The 18,364-nt window shown below is 73.8% G+C and carries 6 protein-coding genes and 3 tRNA genes; 4 read left to right on the top strand and 5 right to left on the bottom strand.

Going from position 1 to position 18,364, the window contains the following annotated elements:
- Nucleotides 1-19 precede the first annotated feature (19 nt).
- The 5 genes from ABT296_RS16605 to ABT296_RS16585 all read right to left on the bottom strand — a co-directional run bounded on the left by ABT296_RS16605 (nucleotide 20) and on the right by ABT296_RS16585 (nucleotide 12,325).
- Nucleotides 20-10,513, bottom strand: a complete 10,494-nt coding sequence (locus ABT296_RS16605) for a non-ribosomal peptide synthetase/type I polyketide synthase (RefSeq protein ID WP_351927757.1) — start codon at nucleotides 10,511-10,513, stop codon at nucleotides 20-22.
- Nucleotides 10,473-11,804 carry an MFS transporter gene (locus ABT296_RS16600; RefSeq protein ID WP_351927755.1) on the bottom strand — a complete coding sequence of 444 codons (1,332 nt, stop codon included), beginning with the start codon at nucleotides 11,802-11,804 and terminating at the stop codon, nucleotides 10,473-10,475. Before ABT296_RS16600 ends, ABT296_RS16605 begins: the two co-directional genes overlap by 41 nt.
- Nucleotides 11,805-11,918: 114 nt before the next feature.
- A tRNA-Ile gene (locus ABT296_RS16595) sits at nucleotides 11,919-11,992 on the bottom strand.
- Between the two features lie 181 nt (nucleotides 11,993-12,173).
- A tRNA-Asn gene (locus tag ABT296_RS16590) sits at nucleotides 12,174-12,246 on the bottom strand.
- Between the two features lie 6 nt (nucleotides 12,247-12,252).
- A tRNA-Asn gene (locus ABT296_RS16585) sits at nucleotides 12,253-12,325 on the bottom strand.
- Between the two features lie 130 nt (nucleotides 12,326-12,455).
- Between ABT296_RS16585 and ABT296_RS16580 the strand changes: the two genes are divergently transcribed.
- The 4 genes from ABT296_RS16580 to ABT296_RS16565 all read left to right on the top strand — a co-directional run bounded on the left by ABT296_RS16580 (nucleotide 12,456) and on the right by ABT296_RS16565 (nucleotide 18,118).
- Entirely contained in the window at nucleotides 12,456-12,761 is a 306-nt protein-coding gene (locus tag ABT296_RS16580; RefSeq protein WP_351927753.1) for a YtxH domain-containing protein, read from the top strand.
- Between the two features lie 61 nt (nucleotides 12,762-12,822).
- A complete protein-coding gene (locus ABT296_RS16575) occupies nucleotides 12,823-14,262 on the top strand; it encodes a xylulokinase (protein ID WP_351927752.1) in 1,440 nt (479 codons plus the stop codon).
- A gap of 194 nt (nucleotides 14,263-14,456) precedes the next feature.
- Nucleotides 14,457-16,190 (top strand): ABC transporter ATP-binding protein, encoded by a 1,734-nt coding sequence (locus ABT296_RS16570; protein ID WP_351927750.1) that lies wholly within the window; start codon nucleotides 14,457-14,459, stop codon nucleotides 16,188-16,190.
- Nucleotides 16,190-18,118 (top strand): ABC transporter ATP-binding protein, encoded by a 1,929-nt coding sequence (locus ABT296_RS16565; RefSeq protein WP_351927748.1) that lies wholly within the window; start codon nucleotides 16,190-16,192, stop codon nucleotides 18,116-18,118. Before ABT296_RS16570 ends, ABT296_RS16565 begins: the two co-directional genes overlap by 1 nt.
- The last annotated feature ends 246 nt before the right edge of the window (nucleotides 18,119-18,364 follow it).

Below are 18,364 nucleotides of genomic sequence, written 5' to 3'. Positions count from 1 at the left end.
GCTGACCGCACGACGCTCCCTACGGCAGCTCCCGGAGCAGCGCGGTGAGCTCCTCGGCCCAGCCCTGCACGGTCGCCGCGGTGAACAGGTCCGTGGAGTACTCGAAGGTGGCCCTGATCTCCTCCGGCCCCGGTTCCAGTACGACGTACAGCTCGTTGCGTGCCACGCCGGGCGGCGCCAGCCCCTCCACCCGGGTCTCCAGCGGAGCCAGGTCCAGGGCCGGGGGCGGGGTCGTGACCACCGTGAACAGCACGGTCGGGAACGGCCCGGCGGTCGGTTCCACCAGCTCCACCACCTCCGTCAGCGGCAGCTCCTGGTGGTCCAGGGCGCCGAAGAGGCTCTCGGCGACCTGGGCGACGAGCTCCCCGAAGTCCGCCGCCGCCGCGAGCCGGGCCCGGACCAGCACCGCGTCGCCGAGCAGCCCGACCGTGCCGGCCCGTTCCGCCGCGAGCCGGTTGGCGCTGGACGCGGCCAGCACGACGTCCGCCGGATCGCCGCACAGCCGTCCGGCCCACACCGCGAAGACCGAGGCGAGCACCGCGTACGGCGTCACCCCCAGGCGCGCGGCGGCGGCCGCGATCCGGCCGGGCGTGTCACCGCCGACGGTCCAGGTGTGCAGGGCACCCCGGCCGGACAGCCGGGCCGGGCGGGGCCGGTCGTACGGCAGCGGCAACCGCAGGGGTACGCCGTCGAGTTCGGCGCGCCAGTAGCGCTCCAGTTCCGCGCGCCGAACCGGCGACAGGGCGTGCTCCTCGCGGGCGACATCCGTGAACTGGGCTGTGACGGGCGGAAGTTCACTCCCCCGGTACAGCCGTCCCAGTTCGTCCCGGAGCACTCCCAGCGACCAGCCGTCGCAGACGGCGTGGTGGAACACGGTGAGCAGGATCCAGCGGTCCGCGGCGAGCCGGCCGAGGCGGAAGCGGAACAGCGGGGCGCGGTCCAGGGCGAAGGGGACCCGGGAGTGTTCCGCGCACCAGCGGTCCGCGTCGGTCACGTCCTCGACGTGAAGTTCCACCGGGACCTCGTCCAGGATCTCCAGCACCCGTTCGGTACACCGGGCGCGCAGCGCGTCATGGCGTCGTACCAGCCCGGTGAGCGCGTCCCGCAGCCGGTCGACGTCCAACTCCCCGCGTATGTCGGTGCGGTGGGTGATGTTGTGGACGGACGGGTCGGACCGCTCGTGGTGGCGGCGCCACAGCCGCTTCAGGCTCGACGTGAGCGGCACCGTGGCCGTCGGCCTCCGCCCGGCGGCCCGGGACGCCACGCCCCTGATCGTCGGCGCCCGGAAGAAGTCGGCCATCGGCACCTCGACGTCCAGCTCCGCCGCCGTCCGGTGCAGCAGCCGGATCGCGGCCAGGGAGTGTCCGCCCAGCTCGAAGAAGGACCGGGTCACCGGCACCCGCCGTACGTCCAGCTCCTCGCACCACAGTTCGTGCAGGGCCTTCTCCAGCGGGGTGGCGGGCTCGGCCTCCGAAGCGGCCGGGCCGACGGGCTCGGGCAGCCGGGACCGGTCCAGCTTCCCCGAGGCGTTCACCGGGAGCCGCTCCAGGGCCGTCCAGCGGGCCGGCACCAGATGCCCGGGAACCTCGGCGGCCAGCGCCGCCCGCAGGGGCCCGGGGTCGTCCGCGACGACGTAGGCGACCAGCTCGTTCTCCCCGTGCCGGTCCCGGCGGGCCACGACGGCCGCGTCCCGTACGCCGGGCAGCGCGGCCAACAGGGCCTGCACCTCGGCCGGTTCGACGCGATGCCCGCGGATCTTGACCTGGTCGTCGGCGCGTCCGCAGTACTGGAGGGTGCCGTCGGAGCGCCAGCGGGCCAGGTCGCCGGTCCGGTACAGGGTGCCGTCCTCGACGAAGGCGGCGGCGGTCTCCTCGGGCCGGCCGAGGTAGCCGTGCGCGACGGGCACACCGCCCACGAGGAGTTCACCGACCGCGCCCCGGGGCACCGGCCGCCCGGCCGGGTCGCGCAGCAGCAGGCGGGCGCCCGGGATCGGCACGCCGATGGGCGGCAGGTTCCCGTCGTCGGGGTCGACCCGGTGCGAGGTGACGACGACGGACGTCTCGGTCGGCCCGTACTGGTTGTACAGCGCGCACTCCGGGTGCGCGGCGAGGAAGCGGCGCAGGGCCCCGGTGAGGTGGAGGGCCTCGCCGGCGGAGAACAGCTCACGCAGGGTGGGCAGTTGGGGGTCGGTCTCCATCAGGTACCGCAGCGGGGTGCACGGCATGAACATCCGCTGCACCCCGTGCGCGCGCACCGCCTCGGTGACGGCCGCGGGGTCGTGGCGCGTGTCGTCGTCGACGAGGACCAGTTCGGCCCCGGCGGCCAGCGTGGTGAAGATCTCCTGCACGCTGACGTCGAAGGACGGCGAGGTCCACTGGAGGGTGCGCAGCGGCCGATGCGCGTCGAGATGGGCCCGGACCAGGTTCGCCGGGCCCCGGTGCGGGACGACGACGCCCTTGGGCCGGCCGGTGGAGCCGGAGGTGTGGATGCAGTACGCCGGGTCCTCGGGGCCCGCCGGGTCCGGCGGCGGTCCGGCGGGGAGGTCCGGGTCGTCGTCCTCCACCAGGAGGTGGACGCCGGTCGTCGGGTCCGGGTGCTGTACGAGGAGTGCGGCGGAGGTCAGCAGAAGGACCGGGGAGGCGTCGGCGAGGAGCGCGCGTACACGGGGCGCGGGGGTGGCGGGGTCGAGCGGGACGTAGGCGGCGCCGCTCTTGAGGACGCCGAGCAGGGCGGTGATCAGCTGCGGGCCACGCGGCAGCAGCACCGCCACCCGCTGTCCGCGCCCGGCGCCCCGGGCGCGCAGCCGGCGGGCGAGCCGGTCGGCCGAGGCGTCCAACTCGCCGTACGACACCCGGGTTTCGCCCATGACCAGCGCGGTCGCGTCGGGTGTCCGCCGCGCCTGCCGCTCGACCAGGCCGTGCAGGGTGTCACCCGTGCCGGGCGAAGTGTCGCCGGTGTCCGGCGGGGTGTCGTCGAGACGGCCGAGGCGGGCGAGGGCGGCCCGGTCGGCGTCGGTGGGCGCGGTCAGCTCGTGGAGCGGGGCGGCGGGGGTGTCCAGGGCCCGGCGCAGCACCTGTTCCACCTGGTCCACCAGGCGCCGCACGGTCGCCACGTCGAACAGGGCGGTGTCGTACTCGACCATCAGGCGCAGGCCGTCCGGGTGGTGGGTGAGGTAGACGCTGAGGTCGAAGGGGGCGCGCTCGCTCGGCACGTCGAGCAGGGTCGCGGTCAGCTCCGGCGGGTCGAAGTCGACGGCGCTCTCGTTCTCGTACTCGATCATCACCTGGAAGACCGGGTTGCGGCCCGGGTCGCGCCGCGGGTTGAGGGCGCCCACCAGCTCGTCGAAGGGGACACCGCGGTGCTCGTACGCCGTCGTGCTGCTCTCGCGGACCCGGTGCAGCAGCGCCGGGAAGTCCGGGTCGCCGTCGAGGCCGACGCGGAGCGGGACGGTGTCGAGGAAGAGGCCCACCTGGTCCTCGGCACCGGCGGGCCGGGCGGCGACCGCGGTGCCGAGCACCACCTCCGGCTGCCCGGCGTACCGGCCGAGGACCGCGCCGACGGCACCGGTGAGTGCCATGAAGAGGGTGGCCCGGTGCCCGGCGGCGAACGCGCGCAGTCTGCCGACGAATCCGGCGTCCAGGGAGTGCGTCAGGCTCGCGCCCGCCCCGGTCCTGACCGGGGGCCGAGGCCGGTCGGTGGGCAGGGTGAGCTGGGGAGCGTCGGCCAGCTCGCGGCGCCAGAAGTCGAGCGAGGCGGCGAGTGCGGCGGGCTCGGGCGTGGGCTCCGGTGTTTCGGACGGCGGCGGGAGTTCGGGGGCGCCGGGCAGGCCCGCCCGGCGGTGGCGGTAGTGGGCGGCCAGGTCACGGACGAGGACGGCGGTGGAGGAGGAGTCGAGGACGATGTGGTGGGCGAGCAGGAACAGCAGGTGCCGCTCCGCCGAGAGCCGCAGCAGCCGGGCCGTGACCAGCGGCCCCTCGGTCAGGTCCAGGCCCCGCCACTCCTCGTCGGCCAGCGCGGCCCGCAGCGCCTCCTCCTCGGACAGTCCCGCGCGCTCGTCGAGCGGGCAGGCGAGCGGCACGCGCTCACGGATCTCCCGGTGGGGCACGCCGTCGCTCTGGCCGAACACCGTCCGCAGCGCCGGGTGCCGCTCGGCGACCCGGTCCAGAGCCCAGCGCAGGGCGGGCACGTCCAAGGGCCCTTCGAGGCGGACCGCCTTCGGCTCCCAGTACATGGCGGTGCCCGGGTGCAGCCGCTCCAGGAACCAGATGCGGCGCTGGGCGGCCGACAGCGGCAGCCGCCGGGCACGCGGTGCGGCGGACCTCGGGTACGCGCGGCGGCGCACCCGGTCCAGCACCGGCAGACCGGCCAGCACCCGCTCCCGCTCCACGCCGAAGTCCACGAAGCAGGCGATCTCGTCGGCGCCCGCCGCGACCAGCCTGCCCACCGCCTCGGCGGCCGTGTCCTCGTCGCCGATCAGCGCGCGGGAGGCGCAGTAGCGCTCGTAGGCACGCCCGAGCAGGAACTCCACGTCCTCCTCGGGGGTGCCCGCCAGGTCGACGTCGAAGCCGAGACTGTTGGTGACCTGGTCGAACAGGGCGAGCGAGGAGCGCAGGTACGCCACGAAGGGCCGGTACGCCTCCGCGCGGGCCCGCTCCGCGTCCTCGCCGAGGTAGGTGTGCGCCAGGACGACGACCCGCCCGGCCGCGGGGTCGAGTCCGTGCTCGGCGCGGGTGCGCCGGTACAGGGCGATGTTCTCCGTGAGCTGTTCGACGGTCTGTGTCATGAGGTTGGTGACGACGCCGAGCCCTTCGGCGGCGGCCCGCCGGTAGCTGTCCGGGTTGCCCACCACGGCCGCGTACAAGGGGAGTTCGGGCTGGACCGGGCGGGGGTGCAGCCGTACGTCAACGTCGGTGCCGTCGCCCGCGGTCACCGTGACCGGTTCGCCGGACCACAACTGCCTTACCGTCGCCAGCCGTTCGTACATCACCTCGCGGTGGCGGCCGAAGTTCTCCGGGGCGAGCGCGAAGTCGGTGGCGTGCCAGCCGCTGGCGACGCACAGTCCGGCCCGGCCGCCGGAGATGTTGTCGACGACCGACCACTCCTCGGCGACCCGGACGGGGTGGTGCAGGGGCAGCACGACGGAGCCGGCGTTGAGCCGGATCCGGTCGGTCCGCGCGGCGAGGGCGGCGGCCAGGACGGAGGGGTTGGGGAACAGCGCGCCGAAGGAGTCGAAGTGCCGCTCGGGGAACCACAGTCCGTGGAAGCCCTGCCGGTCGGCGAACTCGGCCGCGTCCAGGATGAGTCCGTACTTGTCGTGGGCGGTGTCCTCGGGATAGTCACCGAAGAAGTAGAGGCTGAAGTCGGGGCCGGCGGTGGGGGTGAAGGGCGGTTCCGGCACGGGCCGGGGCTGCGGCACCGGGGAGGGCTGCGGGTGGGGCTGCGACACCGGGGAGGGCTGCGGGTGGGGCTGCGACACCGGGGAGGGCTGCGGCACCGGGGAGGGCTGCGGGTGGGGCTGCGGCTGCGGGTCGGACGCCAGTAGGTCGAGCTGGCGGTTGATCACCCCGGTGACCTGGTCGGCGAGGTGCCGGGCGAGTTCCAGTTGCCGGCCCAGAAGTTCGGGCAGGCCGGGAGCCGGCGCCCGAGGTTCGGGAGCGGGCTCGGGCTCGGGCTCGGGCTCGGGCTCGGGCTCGGGCTCGGGCTCGGGCTCGGGCTCGGGCTCGGGCGCAGGCTCGGTGGGCCGATCCGCCCCGAGGCGCTCGGCCAGCCTCCTCGGTGTGTCGGCGGAGTCGAACAGCTCGCGGACCGGCACCCGTACGCCGTACCGCTGCTCCAGCCGTGCCGTCATCCCCATCAGCGCGAGTGAGTCGGCGCCCAGCTCGAAGAAGGAGCGGTCCGGGTCGATACCGCCGGGCTCCCCGCCGAGCGCCTCGGCGGTCAGCTCCCGCACCCCGTCCAGGACGGCCCCGGAAGGCTCGGCGACGACTGCCGCGTCCGGCACCCGGACGGGCCGCAGCGGATGGCCGGGCAGCGGAATCCGCCCGCCCCGCCCGGTGACCGCCCGCCAGTCCAGCTCGGCGCCCCGCTCGTACGCGGCCCCCAGCCCCGCCAGCACCCCGTGAACCTGTTCCGCGGCTCCCGTTCCGCCGCCCTGCCCGCTCAGCCAGCGGCTGTCCGGCGCGCAGTTGCGCCCGAGGCCGACGAGGGTGTCCCCCGCGCCGATCTCGACGAAGTCCAGGTGACCGGCGTCGACGGCGGCGGCCATGGCGAGGTCGAACCGGACCGGCTCGCGCGCCTGGCGCAGCAGGTACCCGGCGTCGACGGTCCAGCCCTCGGGGCGCGGTTCGCCGTCGGCGGTGGTGATCAGCGGAGTGCGCAGCGGCCGGTACGTCACCCGCTCGGCGTACGAACGGAACTCCCGCAGCGCCTCCTCCACGGCGGCGGAGTGGAACGCCCGGTCCACCGGCAGCGCCCGCCACCGCAGACCCTGTGCGTCCAGCAGCCGCGCAGCCGCCGCCAGCGCCCGAGGGGACCCGGAGATCACCTGTGAGCGGGGCCCGTTGACGGCGGCGAGTTCCGCCCCGGCTGCCCGCGCCACCCGCTCCGCCTCCGCCCGCGCGGCCCGCACGGCGAGCATGCCGCCCGCCGGGGCGAGGGTGTGCATCAGCCGTCCGCGCAGTGCGGTGAGCCGCAGTCCGTCCTCGACGTCGATCGCCCCGGCGACACAGAGCGCCGCGTACTCCCCGACGCTGTGCCCGAACAGCAGCGCGGGCCGCACCCCGGCCGCCCGCCACACCTCGGCGAGCGCCACCTGGTGGGCGAAGAGGGCTGCCTGAGCGGTGTCGGTGGGCCAGCCGCGGTCGGCCGTCTCCTCCAGGTCGGCCGTCTCCTCCAGCAGGAGCGGCAGCACGCCGTCCGGGCAGCGGTCGAGTACGCGCCGGGCGGCGGGGTGGGCGGCGTACAGTCCGCTCGCCATCCCCCGGCGGGCGCTGCCCTGCCCGGGGAACGCGAACACGACCGGCCCCAACGGGGCCCGTTGCGGGACGCGTTCGTCGAGCGCCCGGGCGAGTTCGCCCGCCGTACGGCCGACCACGGCCACCCGGTGGGCGCGGTGCGGGCGTCCCAGGGCGAGCGTGGCCGCCACGTCGGTGACCGCGGGCTCCGGCAGCCGCCGGATCCGCTCGGCGACCGAGCCGGTGTACTCGGCCAGCGCCTTCTCGTCGGTGGCCGACACCGGTACCAGGACCGGGAGTTCGGGGCCGTGGCCCTCGGGTCGCGGCGGCGCCTCCTGAAGGACGACGTGCGCGTTGGTGCCGCCGACCCCGAGGGCGCTGACGCCCGCCCGCCGGGGGACACCGTCCGGGGAGGTCCAGGGCCTCAGCTCGGTCGCCAGCGTCAACGGGCTTGCTTCCAGGCGCAGTTCGGGGTTGGGGCGGTTGAGGTTCAGGGTGGGTGCCAGGGTGCGGTGGCGGAGCATCAGCACCGTCTTGATCAGTCCCGCCATGCCCGCGCAGCTGTCCAGGTGCCCGATGTTCGCCTTGACCGATCCGACGGCGCAGGGCTCCGTGCGCCCGGTGTCCTCGCCGAGGGCCCGGGCGAGCGCCTCGAACTCCACGGGGTCGCCGAGCCGGGTGCCGGTGCCGTGGGCCTCCACGTAGGAGATCGTCCCGGCGGGGACGCCGGCGCGGCGCAGCGCCTGCCGGACCACCTCCACCTGTCCGGTGACGCCGGGGGCGGTGAAGCCGACCTTGGCCGCGCCGTCGTTGTTGACGGCCGAGCCGAGGACGACGGCGTGCACGGTGTCGCCGTCGGCGAGCGCCCGGTCGAGGCGTTTGAGGAGGACGGCGGCCACGCCGTTGCCGCCGACCGTGCCGTCCGCGTCCGCGTCGAAGGGCCGGCAGCGTCCGGTGGGCGAGAGCACGGAGCCGGGGTGGGTGCGGTAGCCGGTGTCCTGGGGCAGGTGCACGGCGGCGGCGCCGGCCAGCGCCAGGTCGCTCTCGCCGGTGAGCAGGGACTGCACGGCGAGATGCACGGCGACCAGGGAGGTGGAGCAGGCGGTCTGCACGCCGATCGCCGGGCCGGTGAGCCCGAGCCGGTGGGCGACCCGGGTGGCGAGGAAGTCGGGCTGCCGGCCGATGGCGCTCTGCATACCGGTCGCCGGGTCCGCGGGGGCGGGCCCGGCGGTGGCCCGCTGATGGTCGTACAGGTTCATGCCGCTCCCGGCGAACACCCCGATCCGGGTGCCGTCCCCGGTCGCGGCGTACCCGCCCTCCTCCAGCGCCCGATGGCAGCACTCCAGGAACAGGCGGTGCGCGGGGTGGGTGAGCCGGGTCTCCTTCGCGCTCATCCCGAAGAACCCGGCGTCGAAGTCCTCGGCGCCGTCCAGGACCCCGGCGACCGGCACCCGTTCGGGTCCGGGCTCGCCGAACACCCGGACGCTGTCGACGCCGTCCCGCAGATGCGCCCAGAACGCCTCGGGCGTGTCGGCGCCGGGGAAGCGCAGCGCCATCCCGACGACGGCGACCCGCCGGTCGTCGGCGACGGCGGACTCCGTCGGCGGCCCGGCGGGTACGCCCGTCCCGGGCGCCGCCCCGAGACGGGCCGCCAGCGCGGCGGCCGTCGGGTGCTCGAAGAACGCCGTCTGCGGGATGTCGACCCCGAGCCGCTCGGTGAGCCGCGCCCGCAGCCGGACGACGAGGACGGAGGTCAGGCCGAGTTCGTAGAACGGGGTGTGCTCGTCGGCCGGGCGGTCGAGGAGCGCGGCGAGCTCCTCCCGCACGGCCCGCGCGACGTCCCGCGGCCCGGACACCGGCACCCCCGCGCGGAACCGTTCCCGCAGCTCGGCCCGGCGGACCTTCCCGGCGGGCGTACGCGGAAAGTCCTCCGCCGGTACGGGCACCACATGGGCGGCGGTGAGCCGTAACCGCGTGTACAGGGCCGCCCGCACCTCGCGCCCGATCCGGGCGTCGTCCTCGGCACCCCGGCTGACGAAGAACACCACCGGCTCCTCCGTCCCGCGCTCCGGGTGCGGGATGCCGCAGGCCGCCACCTCGCCCAGCCGGACGCCGGGGACGACGCTCGCGGCCTCCTCCACCTCGTGGGCGTGGACGTTGTGGCCGTTGAGGATGATCAGATCCTTGCGTCGGCCGGTGACGACGACCTGGCCGGCGTCGAGGAAGGCGAGGTCGCCGGTGTCCAGCCAGTCCCGTCCGGCGGGGAAGGCCGCCGCGTCGGCCCCGGGGTCGTCGACGTAGCCGGGGGTCAGCCGGGCGGGCGAATGGACCTGGAGGCGGCCGATCCGGCCGTCGGGGGCGAGGTCGCCGTGGTCGTCGACGACGCGCAGGGTCACCCCGTGCGCGGGCGCGCCGGCCGCGACGAAGGTGACGGTCTCGTCCTCGGGGGTCGAGGCGTCGGCGCGCAGGAGATCGCCGCCGAGGCTGCTCTTGAGCAGCCGGTGCACGGTCCCGGGCCGGTCGAGGCGGCCGTGGGTGACGGCGGTGACGGTCTCGGCCATGCCCCAGGCAGGGACGATGTGCCCCTCGTGGACACCGTGCGCGGACGTCGCGTCGAGGAAGTCGCGCAGGACGGGCAGCGCGATCTGCTCACCGCCGCAGAGCAGGGACTTCAGACAGCTCAGCTCCCAATCACCCTCCCCCTTACCGGCCTTGAGCGCGTCGGCGACCAGTCGGTACGCGAAGGTCGGCGCCCAGGTGTGCGCGGCCCGGTGCTCGTGGATCAGGTCGAGCCAGCGCAGGGGTGCGGCGAGCACCCGCTCGGTCGGCGCGTGGACGTTGGTGCAGCCGCTGAAGACGGCCAGCAGGTGGTAGAGGAGGAACGCTCCGCTGTGGTCGACCGGCAGCCAGTTGACCATGGTGTCCTCGGGCCGCACGTCGAGGATCCGCCGGGTGCTCGCGGCGAACTCCGCCAGGCCCTCGTGGGTCAGCCGGGCCGCCTTGGGCGCGCCGGTGCTGCCGGAGGAGAGCATCAGCAGGGCGGTGTCGGAGCCGGCCGGCCCGGCGTACTCGTGCGCGGGCTCGGCCTCCCGGCACCGGGCCACGTCCGCCGTCCGCAGGTCCCCTCCGTCGAGGTCCCGCGCGCCGGGCGCGTCGGTGAGGACGAGCGGGTCGTGGAGCAACGCGCAGGCGTGCCGGAGGCGTTCGCGGGCGGGTGAGCCGGGGGTGGGCGGCTCGGCGATGGCGACGGGCCGGAAGCCGCCCAGGACGCAGGCCCAGAAGGCGGGGAAGAAGTCGGCGAGGGGCAGACCGCAGAGCACGACGGCGTCCCCGGGGCGCACCCCGCGCGCCCGCAGCCCGCCGAGCAGCCGGCGTGCCCGGGTGAGGAGTTCGGGGTAGCCGAGGCGTTCGGCGGCCCCGTCGGGGCCGACCGCGACGACTCCGGCGCCGGGTGCCTGCTCGGCGGCCCGGAGCAGCGCCACGACGGCGTCCGGTGGATCGGCGGCGTCCCGCTCCGGCTCAGGTCCCCGGCAGACGGCCGTCCCCCGTACGCGTTCCATGCGTGCCCTCTTCCTCTGTCGGCGCCTCGGACATGGGTCGGTCTCTCATGTACCGCACGCCGGTTGGTTTCCGGTTGGCGCGCCCCGCGCGGGTGGCCGCGAGCAGGGCCAGCGCCCCGCAGACGGCGGTTCCGTGGAAGAGGGCGACGACGGTCAGCGGGGACAGGGCCTCCAGGGCCGCCGCCGCGGCCACGGTCCCGACGGCGAATCCGGCCTGTTCGGCGGTGGCGGACAGGCCGAAGAGGCGCCCGCGTTCGTGGTCGGCGGCGGCCTGGAGGCGCGAGGTGTAGACGATCTCGGTCCAGCCGTCGGCGAACCCGGCGGCAGCGGCGGCCAGGGTCAGGGCCACGGCGGGCAGTCCGGTGAAGGCCAGTACGAAGGAGCAGGACATGGCGCAGGTGCCGAGCGCGAAGGCCCGCTCGCCGTGCGCCCTGCCGCCCCGCTTGAGCACCTGGTGGGCGAGGAGGGTGCCGACCGCCCAGGCGGCCCAGAACCGGCTCATGTACAGGGCGGGTTGTGAGGCCTCGGCGAGTTCGGCGACGACGGGAAGGGCGACGTTGTGCGAGGAGGAGGCCAGCGCGTCCGTCCCGCGCAGCGCGACGAGCCCGACGACCAGCGCGGGCACCCCGGCCCAGGCCCGCCACCAGGGCGGCCCCGGTGTGCCGCCGCCCTCCGGTGCCGCCTCCCCGGCGGCCTCCTCGGTACGCGGCCGCAGCACCAGCAGGGCGATGCCGGACACCACGAAACTGACGGCGTTGACGGCGAAGGCCGTGCCGTAGCCGCCGTGGGCGATGACGGGGGCGGCGGAGGCGAAGCCGAGGACGGTGGCGAGGGAACGGGCGGTGACCAGCAGCCCGTTGGCCCGCGCGCGGCGCTCCTGCCCGACCATGACCGGAACGGCGCTGCGCAAGGCGACCCCGAAGAAGGTGTTCCCGGCGCCCAGCACCACGACGGCGCACCCGAGCAGCCACAACGGCGTCCGCGCCCCGCACACCGCGAGCACGCCCATGGCGGTGGCCTGCGCGGCGTCGGCCCCGACCATCAGGTCCCGCCGCCGGACCCGCCCGGCGAGCGCCCCGGCGACCGGCCCGGCCACGACCCCGGCGAGCAGCCGCAGCGCCATCACGGCCCCGATCCCGAAGGCGGTGCCGGTGACCTCGTAGGAGAAGAGGCTCAGCGCGATGAGATTGAGGTAGTTGCCGTAGGCGGACACGGCGTACGACGTCACGAGCAGCCGTAACCCGAATACCGACACCAGACCCCCGCCCACGCCGTCCACCGCGGCCCCCATGGAAGCATCAACAGTGCCGTTGGAGCACCGGTGCGACCGGGAGATACACGGGACGAGGACTCGGCCTGAGACGCGAACCGCAGGTCGCATCGTTTCTGCACGAGGAGTGCACGGTGGGGCGGGTGGGACTCGAACCCACGGCCGACGGATTATGAGTCCGCTGCTCTAACCGGCTGAGCTACCGCCCCATAGCGGCGTGTCGCGCACATTTGTACGCGCCGTCTGCCGCAGCATAGCCGCTCATACGATCTCCTGCTTCGGATGGTCGACTACGCATGCCCGGAAGGACTTCGGCGCGGTCCGCGCGGTTCCCGGGCAGGTGGATCAGGGCATGAAAAAGGACCCCGGAGGGGGTCCTCGTCCAACCTGCTCCCCCGACTGGACTCGAACCAGTAACCTGCCGGTTAACAGCCGGCTGCTCTGCCAATTGAGCTACAGGGGATCGAAGCTCCCCCGACTGGACTCGAACCAGTAACCTGCCGGTTAACAGCCGGCTGCTCTGCCAATTGAGCTACAGGGGAATGCCTCGTTGCATCGAACGTACCTACCTGGGTATTCGCCAGGGGGCGGGCGCTCGCTGCGACACATACATTAGCGCAAGCAGGGGGGTGCTCCGCCAATCGGTTCTCCCACGAGGGAAGGCATGCCGCCATGCGCTACAAGCTCACGTTCGTCACCGGGGTGGCTCTGGGGTACCTGCTGGGGACCCGCGCCGGACGCGAACGTTACGAACAGCTGAAGAAATCAGCGCGCCAGGTGGCGCAGAACCCGGCCGTACGGAACACCGCGGAGACCGCCGCCCAGCAGAGCCGCGTGTACGCCGGCAAGGCCTACCACGCGGTCAGCGACAAGGTGGGCGACCACGTCCCCGCCTCCGTCGCCCAGCGCGTGCGCAGCCTGCGCGACCGCCACCCCAACGGCGAGGTGGAGGACGACTGGGGCACCAGCAACACCTAGGACGGGTTGCGCGCGTAGATCGCGCACACTCCTGCCGCCCCCGACCCATAGAATTTTCGCCATGGGGATAGTCGCCGGGTTGGACAGCTCGCCCGAGTTCACTCGTATCGTCGTGTGCGACGCGGACAGCGGAGCCGTGCTCCGGCAGGGGTACGCGCCCCATCCGGTGGAGGGGCGGCCCTCCGACGTCGATCCCCAGGCCTGGCTGCTCTCCCTCGGTGAGGCGGCCGGCGGCGGCCTGCTGGAGGGCGTGCAGGCGATCGGGGTCTCCGCGCAGCAGAACGCCGTCGTCCCGCTGGACCCCCAGGGCAACACCGCCCGCCCCGCGATGGTCGGCGGCGACAAGCGGGCCCAGGTGGCCGCGGCGGACCTGATCGACGCGCTCGGCGGGCGGGAGGCGTGGGCGCAGGCCGTGGGCTGCGTGCCGCAGGCCCCGCAGCCCGTGACCAAGCTCCGCTGGCTCGCCAAGAGCGAACCCGACGCCGCGGCCCGCACCGCCGTCCTCCTCCAGGCCCACGACTGGCTCGTGTGGCAGCTGCTCGGCCGGCCGGTGCGCCGCACCACCGACCGCGGCGGCGCCTCCGGCACCGGCTACTGGTCCGCCGCCACCGGGACCTACCGCACCGACCTGGTCGAACTGGCCCTCGGTCACCAGGCGATGCTGCCCGAGGTGATCGGCCCCGCCGACGCCGCCGGTACGACGCCGGAGGGGCTGCTGATCTCCGCCGGGACCGGCGAGACGATGGCCGCCGCGTTCGGCCTCGGGATCGGGCTCGGGGACGCCGTGGTCTCGCTCGGGGCCTCCGGTTCCGTCATGGCCGTGCACCCCGAGGCGCTCCACGACCCGTCGGGCATGATCACCGCGCTGGCCGACGCGACCGGCATGCACCTGCCCGTGGTGACCACCCTGAACGCCGTACGGACCCTGCGGGGCACCGCCGAGCTGCTCGGGCTGCCGGATCTGGAGAGCCTGTCGGAGCTGGCGATGAAGTCCACCCCGGGGGCGCACGGGCTGGTGATGCTGCCGTATCTGGAGGGCGAGCGGACGCCGAACCTGCCGCACACCGCGGGCACCCTGGCGGGGCTGCGCCGGGAGGCGATGCGGGCGGAGCATCTGGCGCGGGCCGCGTTCGAGGGCATGCTGTGCGGTCTCGCGGACGCCCTCGACGTCCTGCGCGGCCGGGGGGTCGAGGTGCGGCGGGTCTTCCTGCTGGGCGCGGCCGCCGAGCTGCCCGCGGTGCAGGCCGCGGCGCCCGCCCTGTTCGGCGCGCAGGTCATCGTGCCGCAGCCCGCGGACTACGCGGCGATCGGCGCCGCCCGGCAGGCGGCCTGGGCGCTCGGCGCGTCGCAGGGCGTGCTCGACGCGCGGACCCCGCCCGCCTGGCAGGGCCCGGCCGCCCAGGTCCTGGATCCCGGGGACGACCTGGCGGTGGGCCAGGCCGTGCGGCAGCAGTTCGTGTCGGTGCGGGAGCAGACCCATCCCGGGGCGTTCCGGGGGTGACGGGGCCACAGAGGGCTATGGGGTCACTGGGGTCACGGGGGCGTCGGAAGGTAAGAGGACGGTGGGAGCCGGGCGCTCGGGGCCGTAAAGCGCACTGCTCTCGGCTTAATCGGTTGAGGTAACACCGGTGGGGTGTCCGACGATAGGGGCCAGGGGCAACCAGTCGCCCCGACGCCGACCCCGAGAGACACAGCGTGCTCATACGACTCCTGCGGACCTACCTCAGGCCCTACCGAAAACCCATCACCCTGCTGGTGCTGCTGCAGTTCCTGCAGACCTGCGCCACGCTCTACCTGCCCACCCTCAACGCGGACATCATCGACAACGGTGTCGTCCACGGGGACACCGGCTACATCCTCGGCTACGGCGCCCTGATGGTCGGCATCTCGCTGGCGCAGGTCGTCTGCAACATCGGTGCCGTGTACTACGGCGCCCGCACCGCCGCGGCGCTCGGCCGGGACGTGCGCGGTGCCGTCTTCGACCGGGTGCAGTCCTTCTCCGCCCGTGAGGTGGGTCACTTCGGCGCGCCGTCGCTGATCACCCGGACCACCAATGACGTCCAGCAGATCCAGATGCTGGCCCTGATGACGTTCACCCTGATGGTCTCGGCGCCGATCATGTGCGTCGGCGGGATCGTGCTGGCCCTCGGCCTGGACGTGCCGCTGTCGGCCGTGCTGGTCGCCGTGGTGCCGGTGCTGGGCATCTGCGTGACGCTGATCGTGCGGCGGCTGCGGCCGCTGTTCCGGGCCATGCAGGAGCGGCTGGACACGGTGAACCGGGTGCTGCGCGAGCAGATCACCGGCAACCGGGTGATCCGCGCGTTCATCCGCGACGACTACGAGCAGCAGCGCTTCCGCAAGGCCAACGTCGAGCTCACCGAGATGTCGCTGGGCTCGGGCAATCTGCTCGCACTGATGTTCCCGATCGTGATGACGGTGGTGAACCTGTCGTCCATCGCGGTCGTGTGGTTCGGCGCCCACCGCATCGACAGCGGCGGGATGCAGATCGGTGACCTGACGGCGTTCCTCGCCTATCTGATGCAGATCGTGATGTCCGTGATGATGGCCACCTTCATGTTCATGATGGTGCCGCGCGCGGAGGTGTGCGCCGAGCGGATCCAGGAGGTGCTCGGCACCGAGTCCAGCGTGGTGCCGCCGGTGGCGCCGGTGCGGGAGCTGCGCCGGCACGGACAACTGGAGATCCGGGGTGCGGGCTTCCGCTACCCGGGTGCCGAGGAACCGGTGCTCAGGGGCATCGACCTGGTGGCGCTGCCCGGTGAGACGACCGCGGTGATCGGCTCGACCGGAAGCGGCAAGTCCACCCTGCTGGGGCTGGTCCCCCGCCTCTTCGACGCGACCGACGGACAGGTCCTCGTGGACGGCGAGGACGTCGCGGCCATCGACCCGCAGGTGCTGGCCAGGACGGTCGGCCTGGTGCCGCAGAAGCCGTACCTGTTCGCCGGGACCGTGGCGACCAACCTGCGCTACGGCAATCCGGACGCCACCGACGAGGAGCTGTGGCACGCGCTGGAGGTGGCGCAGGCCAAGGAGTTCGTGGAACGCCTGGAGGGCGGGCTGAACGCGCCGGTCGCCCAGGGCGGCACCAACGTCTCCGGCGGCCAGCGGCAGCGGCTCGCCATCGCGCGGACCCTCGTGCAGCGCCCGGAGATCTACCTCTTCGACGACTCCTTCTCCGCCCTCGACTACGCCACCGACGCGGCCCTGCGTGCCGCGCTCGCCCAGGAGACCTCCGAGGCGACGGTCGTGATCGTGGCCCAGCGGGTGGCGACCATCCGGGACGCCGACCGGATCGTCGTCCTCGACGAGGGACGGGTGGTCGGCACCGGCCGGCACCAGGAGCTGATGGCCGACAACGAGACCTACCGGGAGATCGTGCTCTCCCAGCTGACGGAAGCGGAGGCCGCCTGATGGCCGGGCCGATGGGGCGGATGATGGCCGGCACCGGGCCCGACCACCGCTCGCTGGACTTCAAGGTGTCGGGCCGGCGGCTGGTCGGCCGGTTCAGGCCCGAACGGGCCACGATCGGGGTGCTGCTGCTCTGTGTCGTGGTCAGCGTGGCGCTGTCGGTCGCCGGGCCGAAGATCCTCGGCCGGGCCACCGACCTGGTCTTCGCGGGCATCGTCGGCCGGGACATGGAGCCCGGCGCGACCAAGGAACAGGCCCTCGACGCCATGCGCGAGCGCGGCGACGGGGACACCGCCGACATGCTGCGCGGCACCGACTTCACCCCCGGCGAGGGCATCGACTTCACCGCCGTGGGCCATGTGCTGCTGCTCGCGCTCGCCGTGTTCACGGTGGCCGGACTGCTGATGGCGGTGGCGACGCGGCTGGTGAACCGGTCCGTGAACCGGACGATGTTCCGGATGCGGGAGGACGTGCAGGGGAAGCTGTCGCGGCTGCCGCTGTCGTACTTCGACAGGCGTCAGCGCGGTGAGGTGCTCTCCCGTGCCACCAACGACATCGACAACATCGGGCAGACGCTCCAGCAGTCGATGGGCCAGCTCATCAACTCCGTGCTCACCATCATCGGCGTGCTGGCGATGATGTTCTGGGTGTCCTGGCTGCTGGCGCTGGTCGCGCTGGTGACGGTGCCGGTGTCGTTCGTGGTGGCGACCCGGATCGGCAAGCGGTCGCAACCGCACTTCGTGCAGCAGTGGTCCTCCACGGGCAAGCTCAACGCCCATGTGGAGGAGATGTACACCGGGCACACCCTGGTGAAGGTGTTCGGGCGTCAGGAGGAGTCGGCGCAGCAGTTCGCCGAGCAGAACGACGCGCTGTACGAGGCCGGGTTCAAGGCGCAGTTCAACAGCGGTGTCATGCAGCCGGTGATGATGTTCGTGTCGAACATCAACTATGTGCTGGTGGCGGTCGTCGGCGGGCTGCGGGTCGCCTCGGGCTCGCTGTCCATCGGTGACGTCCAGGCGTTCATCCAGTACTCGCGGCAGTTCTCCATGCCGCTGACCCAGGTCGCGTCCATGGCGAACCTGGTGCAGTCCGGGGTCGCCTCCGCCGAGCGGATCTTCGAACTCCTCGACGCCGAGGAGCAGTCCGCGGACCCCGTGCCCGGGGTGCGGCCCGAGGAGCTGCGGGGGCGGGTGGCGCTGGAGGAGGTGTCCTTCCGCTACGACCCGGAGAAGCCGCTCATCGAGGAGCTCTCGCTGAAGGTGGAGCCCGGGCAGACGGTCGCGATCGTCGGCCCGACCGGCGCCGGGAAGACCACGCTGGTCAATCTCCTCATGCGGTTCTACGAGGTGTCCGGCGGGCGGATCACCCTGGACGGGGTCGACATCGCGGCCATGTCCCGGGACGAACTGCGGTCCGGGATCGGCATGGTGCTCCAGGACACCTGGCTGTTCGGCGGGACGATCGCGGAGAACATCGCCTACGGGGCGGCCCGGGAGGTCACCCGGGGGGAGATCGAGGAGGCGGCCCGGGCCGCGCACGCGGACCGGTTCGTGCGGACGCTTCCCGACGGGTACGACACCGTCATCGACGACGACGGGGCGGGGGTCAGTGCGGGTGAGAAGCAGCTGATCACCATCGCCCGGGCGTTCCTGTCGGACCCGGTGATCCTGGTGCTGGACGAGGCGACGTCCTCGGTCGACACCCGGACCGAGGTGCTGATCCAGAAGGCGATGGCGAAGCTGGCGCACGGGCGTACGTCGTTCGTCATCGCGCATCGGCTGTCGACGATCCGGGACGCGGACACGATCCTCGTGATGGAGAACGGGGCGATCGTGGAGCAGGGGGCGCATGGCGCGCTGCTGGAGGCGGGCGGGGCGTATGCCCGGTTGTACCGGGCGCAGTTCGCGGAGGCGGTGGCCGAGGTGGACTAGGCGCGGCGATGAGGGTGCCGCAGTCGGTTGTGGGGCGGCTGCGGCGGCGTCGTGGTGTGTCGCGCAGTTCCCCGCGCCCCTATAGGGCGGAGCAGGTGGCCCCGGGCCGGTGGGTGGGCGGGGTCGCGGGTGCGGCGGCGTCGTGGTTTGTCGCGCAGTTCCCCGCGCCCCATTTCCGTCGGAGCAGGCGCCCCCAGCCGGCGAGCAGCCGCAGTCGGTTGTCGGACGGCTGCGGCGCCGTCGTGG

Origin of the sequence: Streptomyces sp. NPDC000983 (assembly GCF_040299205.1) — a bacterium.
In the GTDB taxonomy this organism is placed as follows: domain Bacteria; phylum Actinomycetota; class Actinomycetes; order Streptomycetales; family Streptomycetaceae; genus Streptomyces.
This window is presented reverse-complemented; position numbering and strand designations above follow the sequence as displayed.

Coding starts and splice junctions, on each gene's coding strand:
- ABT296_RS16605 (WP_351927757.1), bottom strand. CDS start 10,513: ATGGAACGCGTACGGGGGACGGCCGTCTGCCGGGGACCTGAGCCGGAG.
- ABT296_RS16600 (WP_351927755.1), bottom strand. CDS start 11,804: ATGGGGGCCGCGGTGGACGGCGTGGGCGGGGGTCTGGTGTCGGTATTC.
- ABT296_RS16580 (WP_351927753.1), top strand. CDS start 12,456: ATGCGCTACAAGCTCACGTTCGTCACCGGGGTGGCTCTGGGGTACCTG.
- ABT296_RS16575 (WP_351927752.1), top strand. CDS start 12,823: ATGGGGATAGTCGCCGGGTTGGACAGCTCGCCCGAGTTCACTCGTATC.
- ABT296_RS16565 (WP_351927748.1), top strand. CDS start 16,190: ATGGCCGGGCCGATGGGGCGGATGATGGCCGGCACCGGGCCCGACCAC.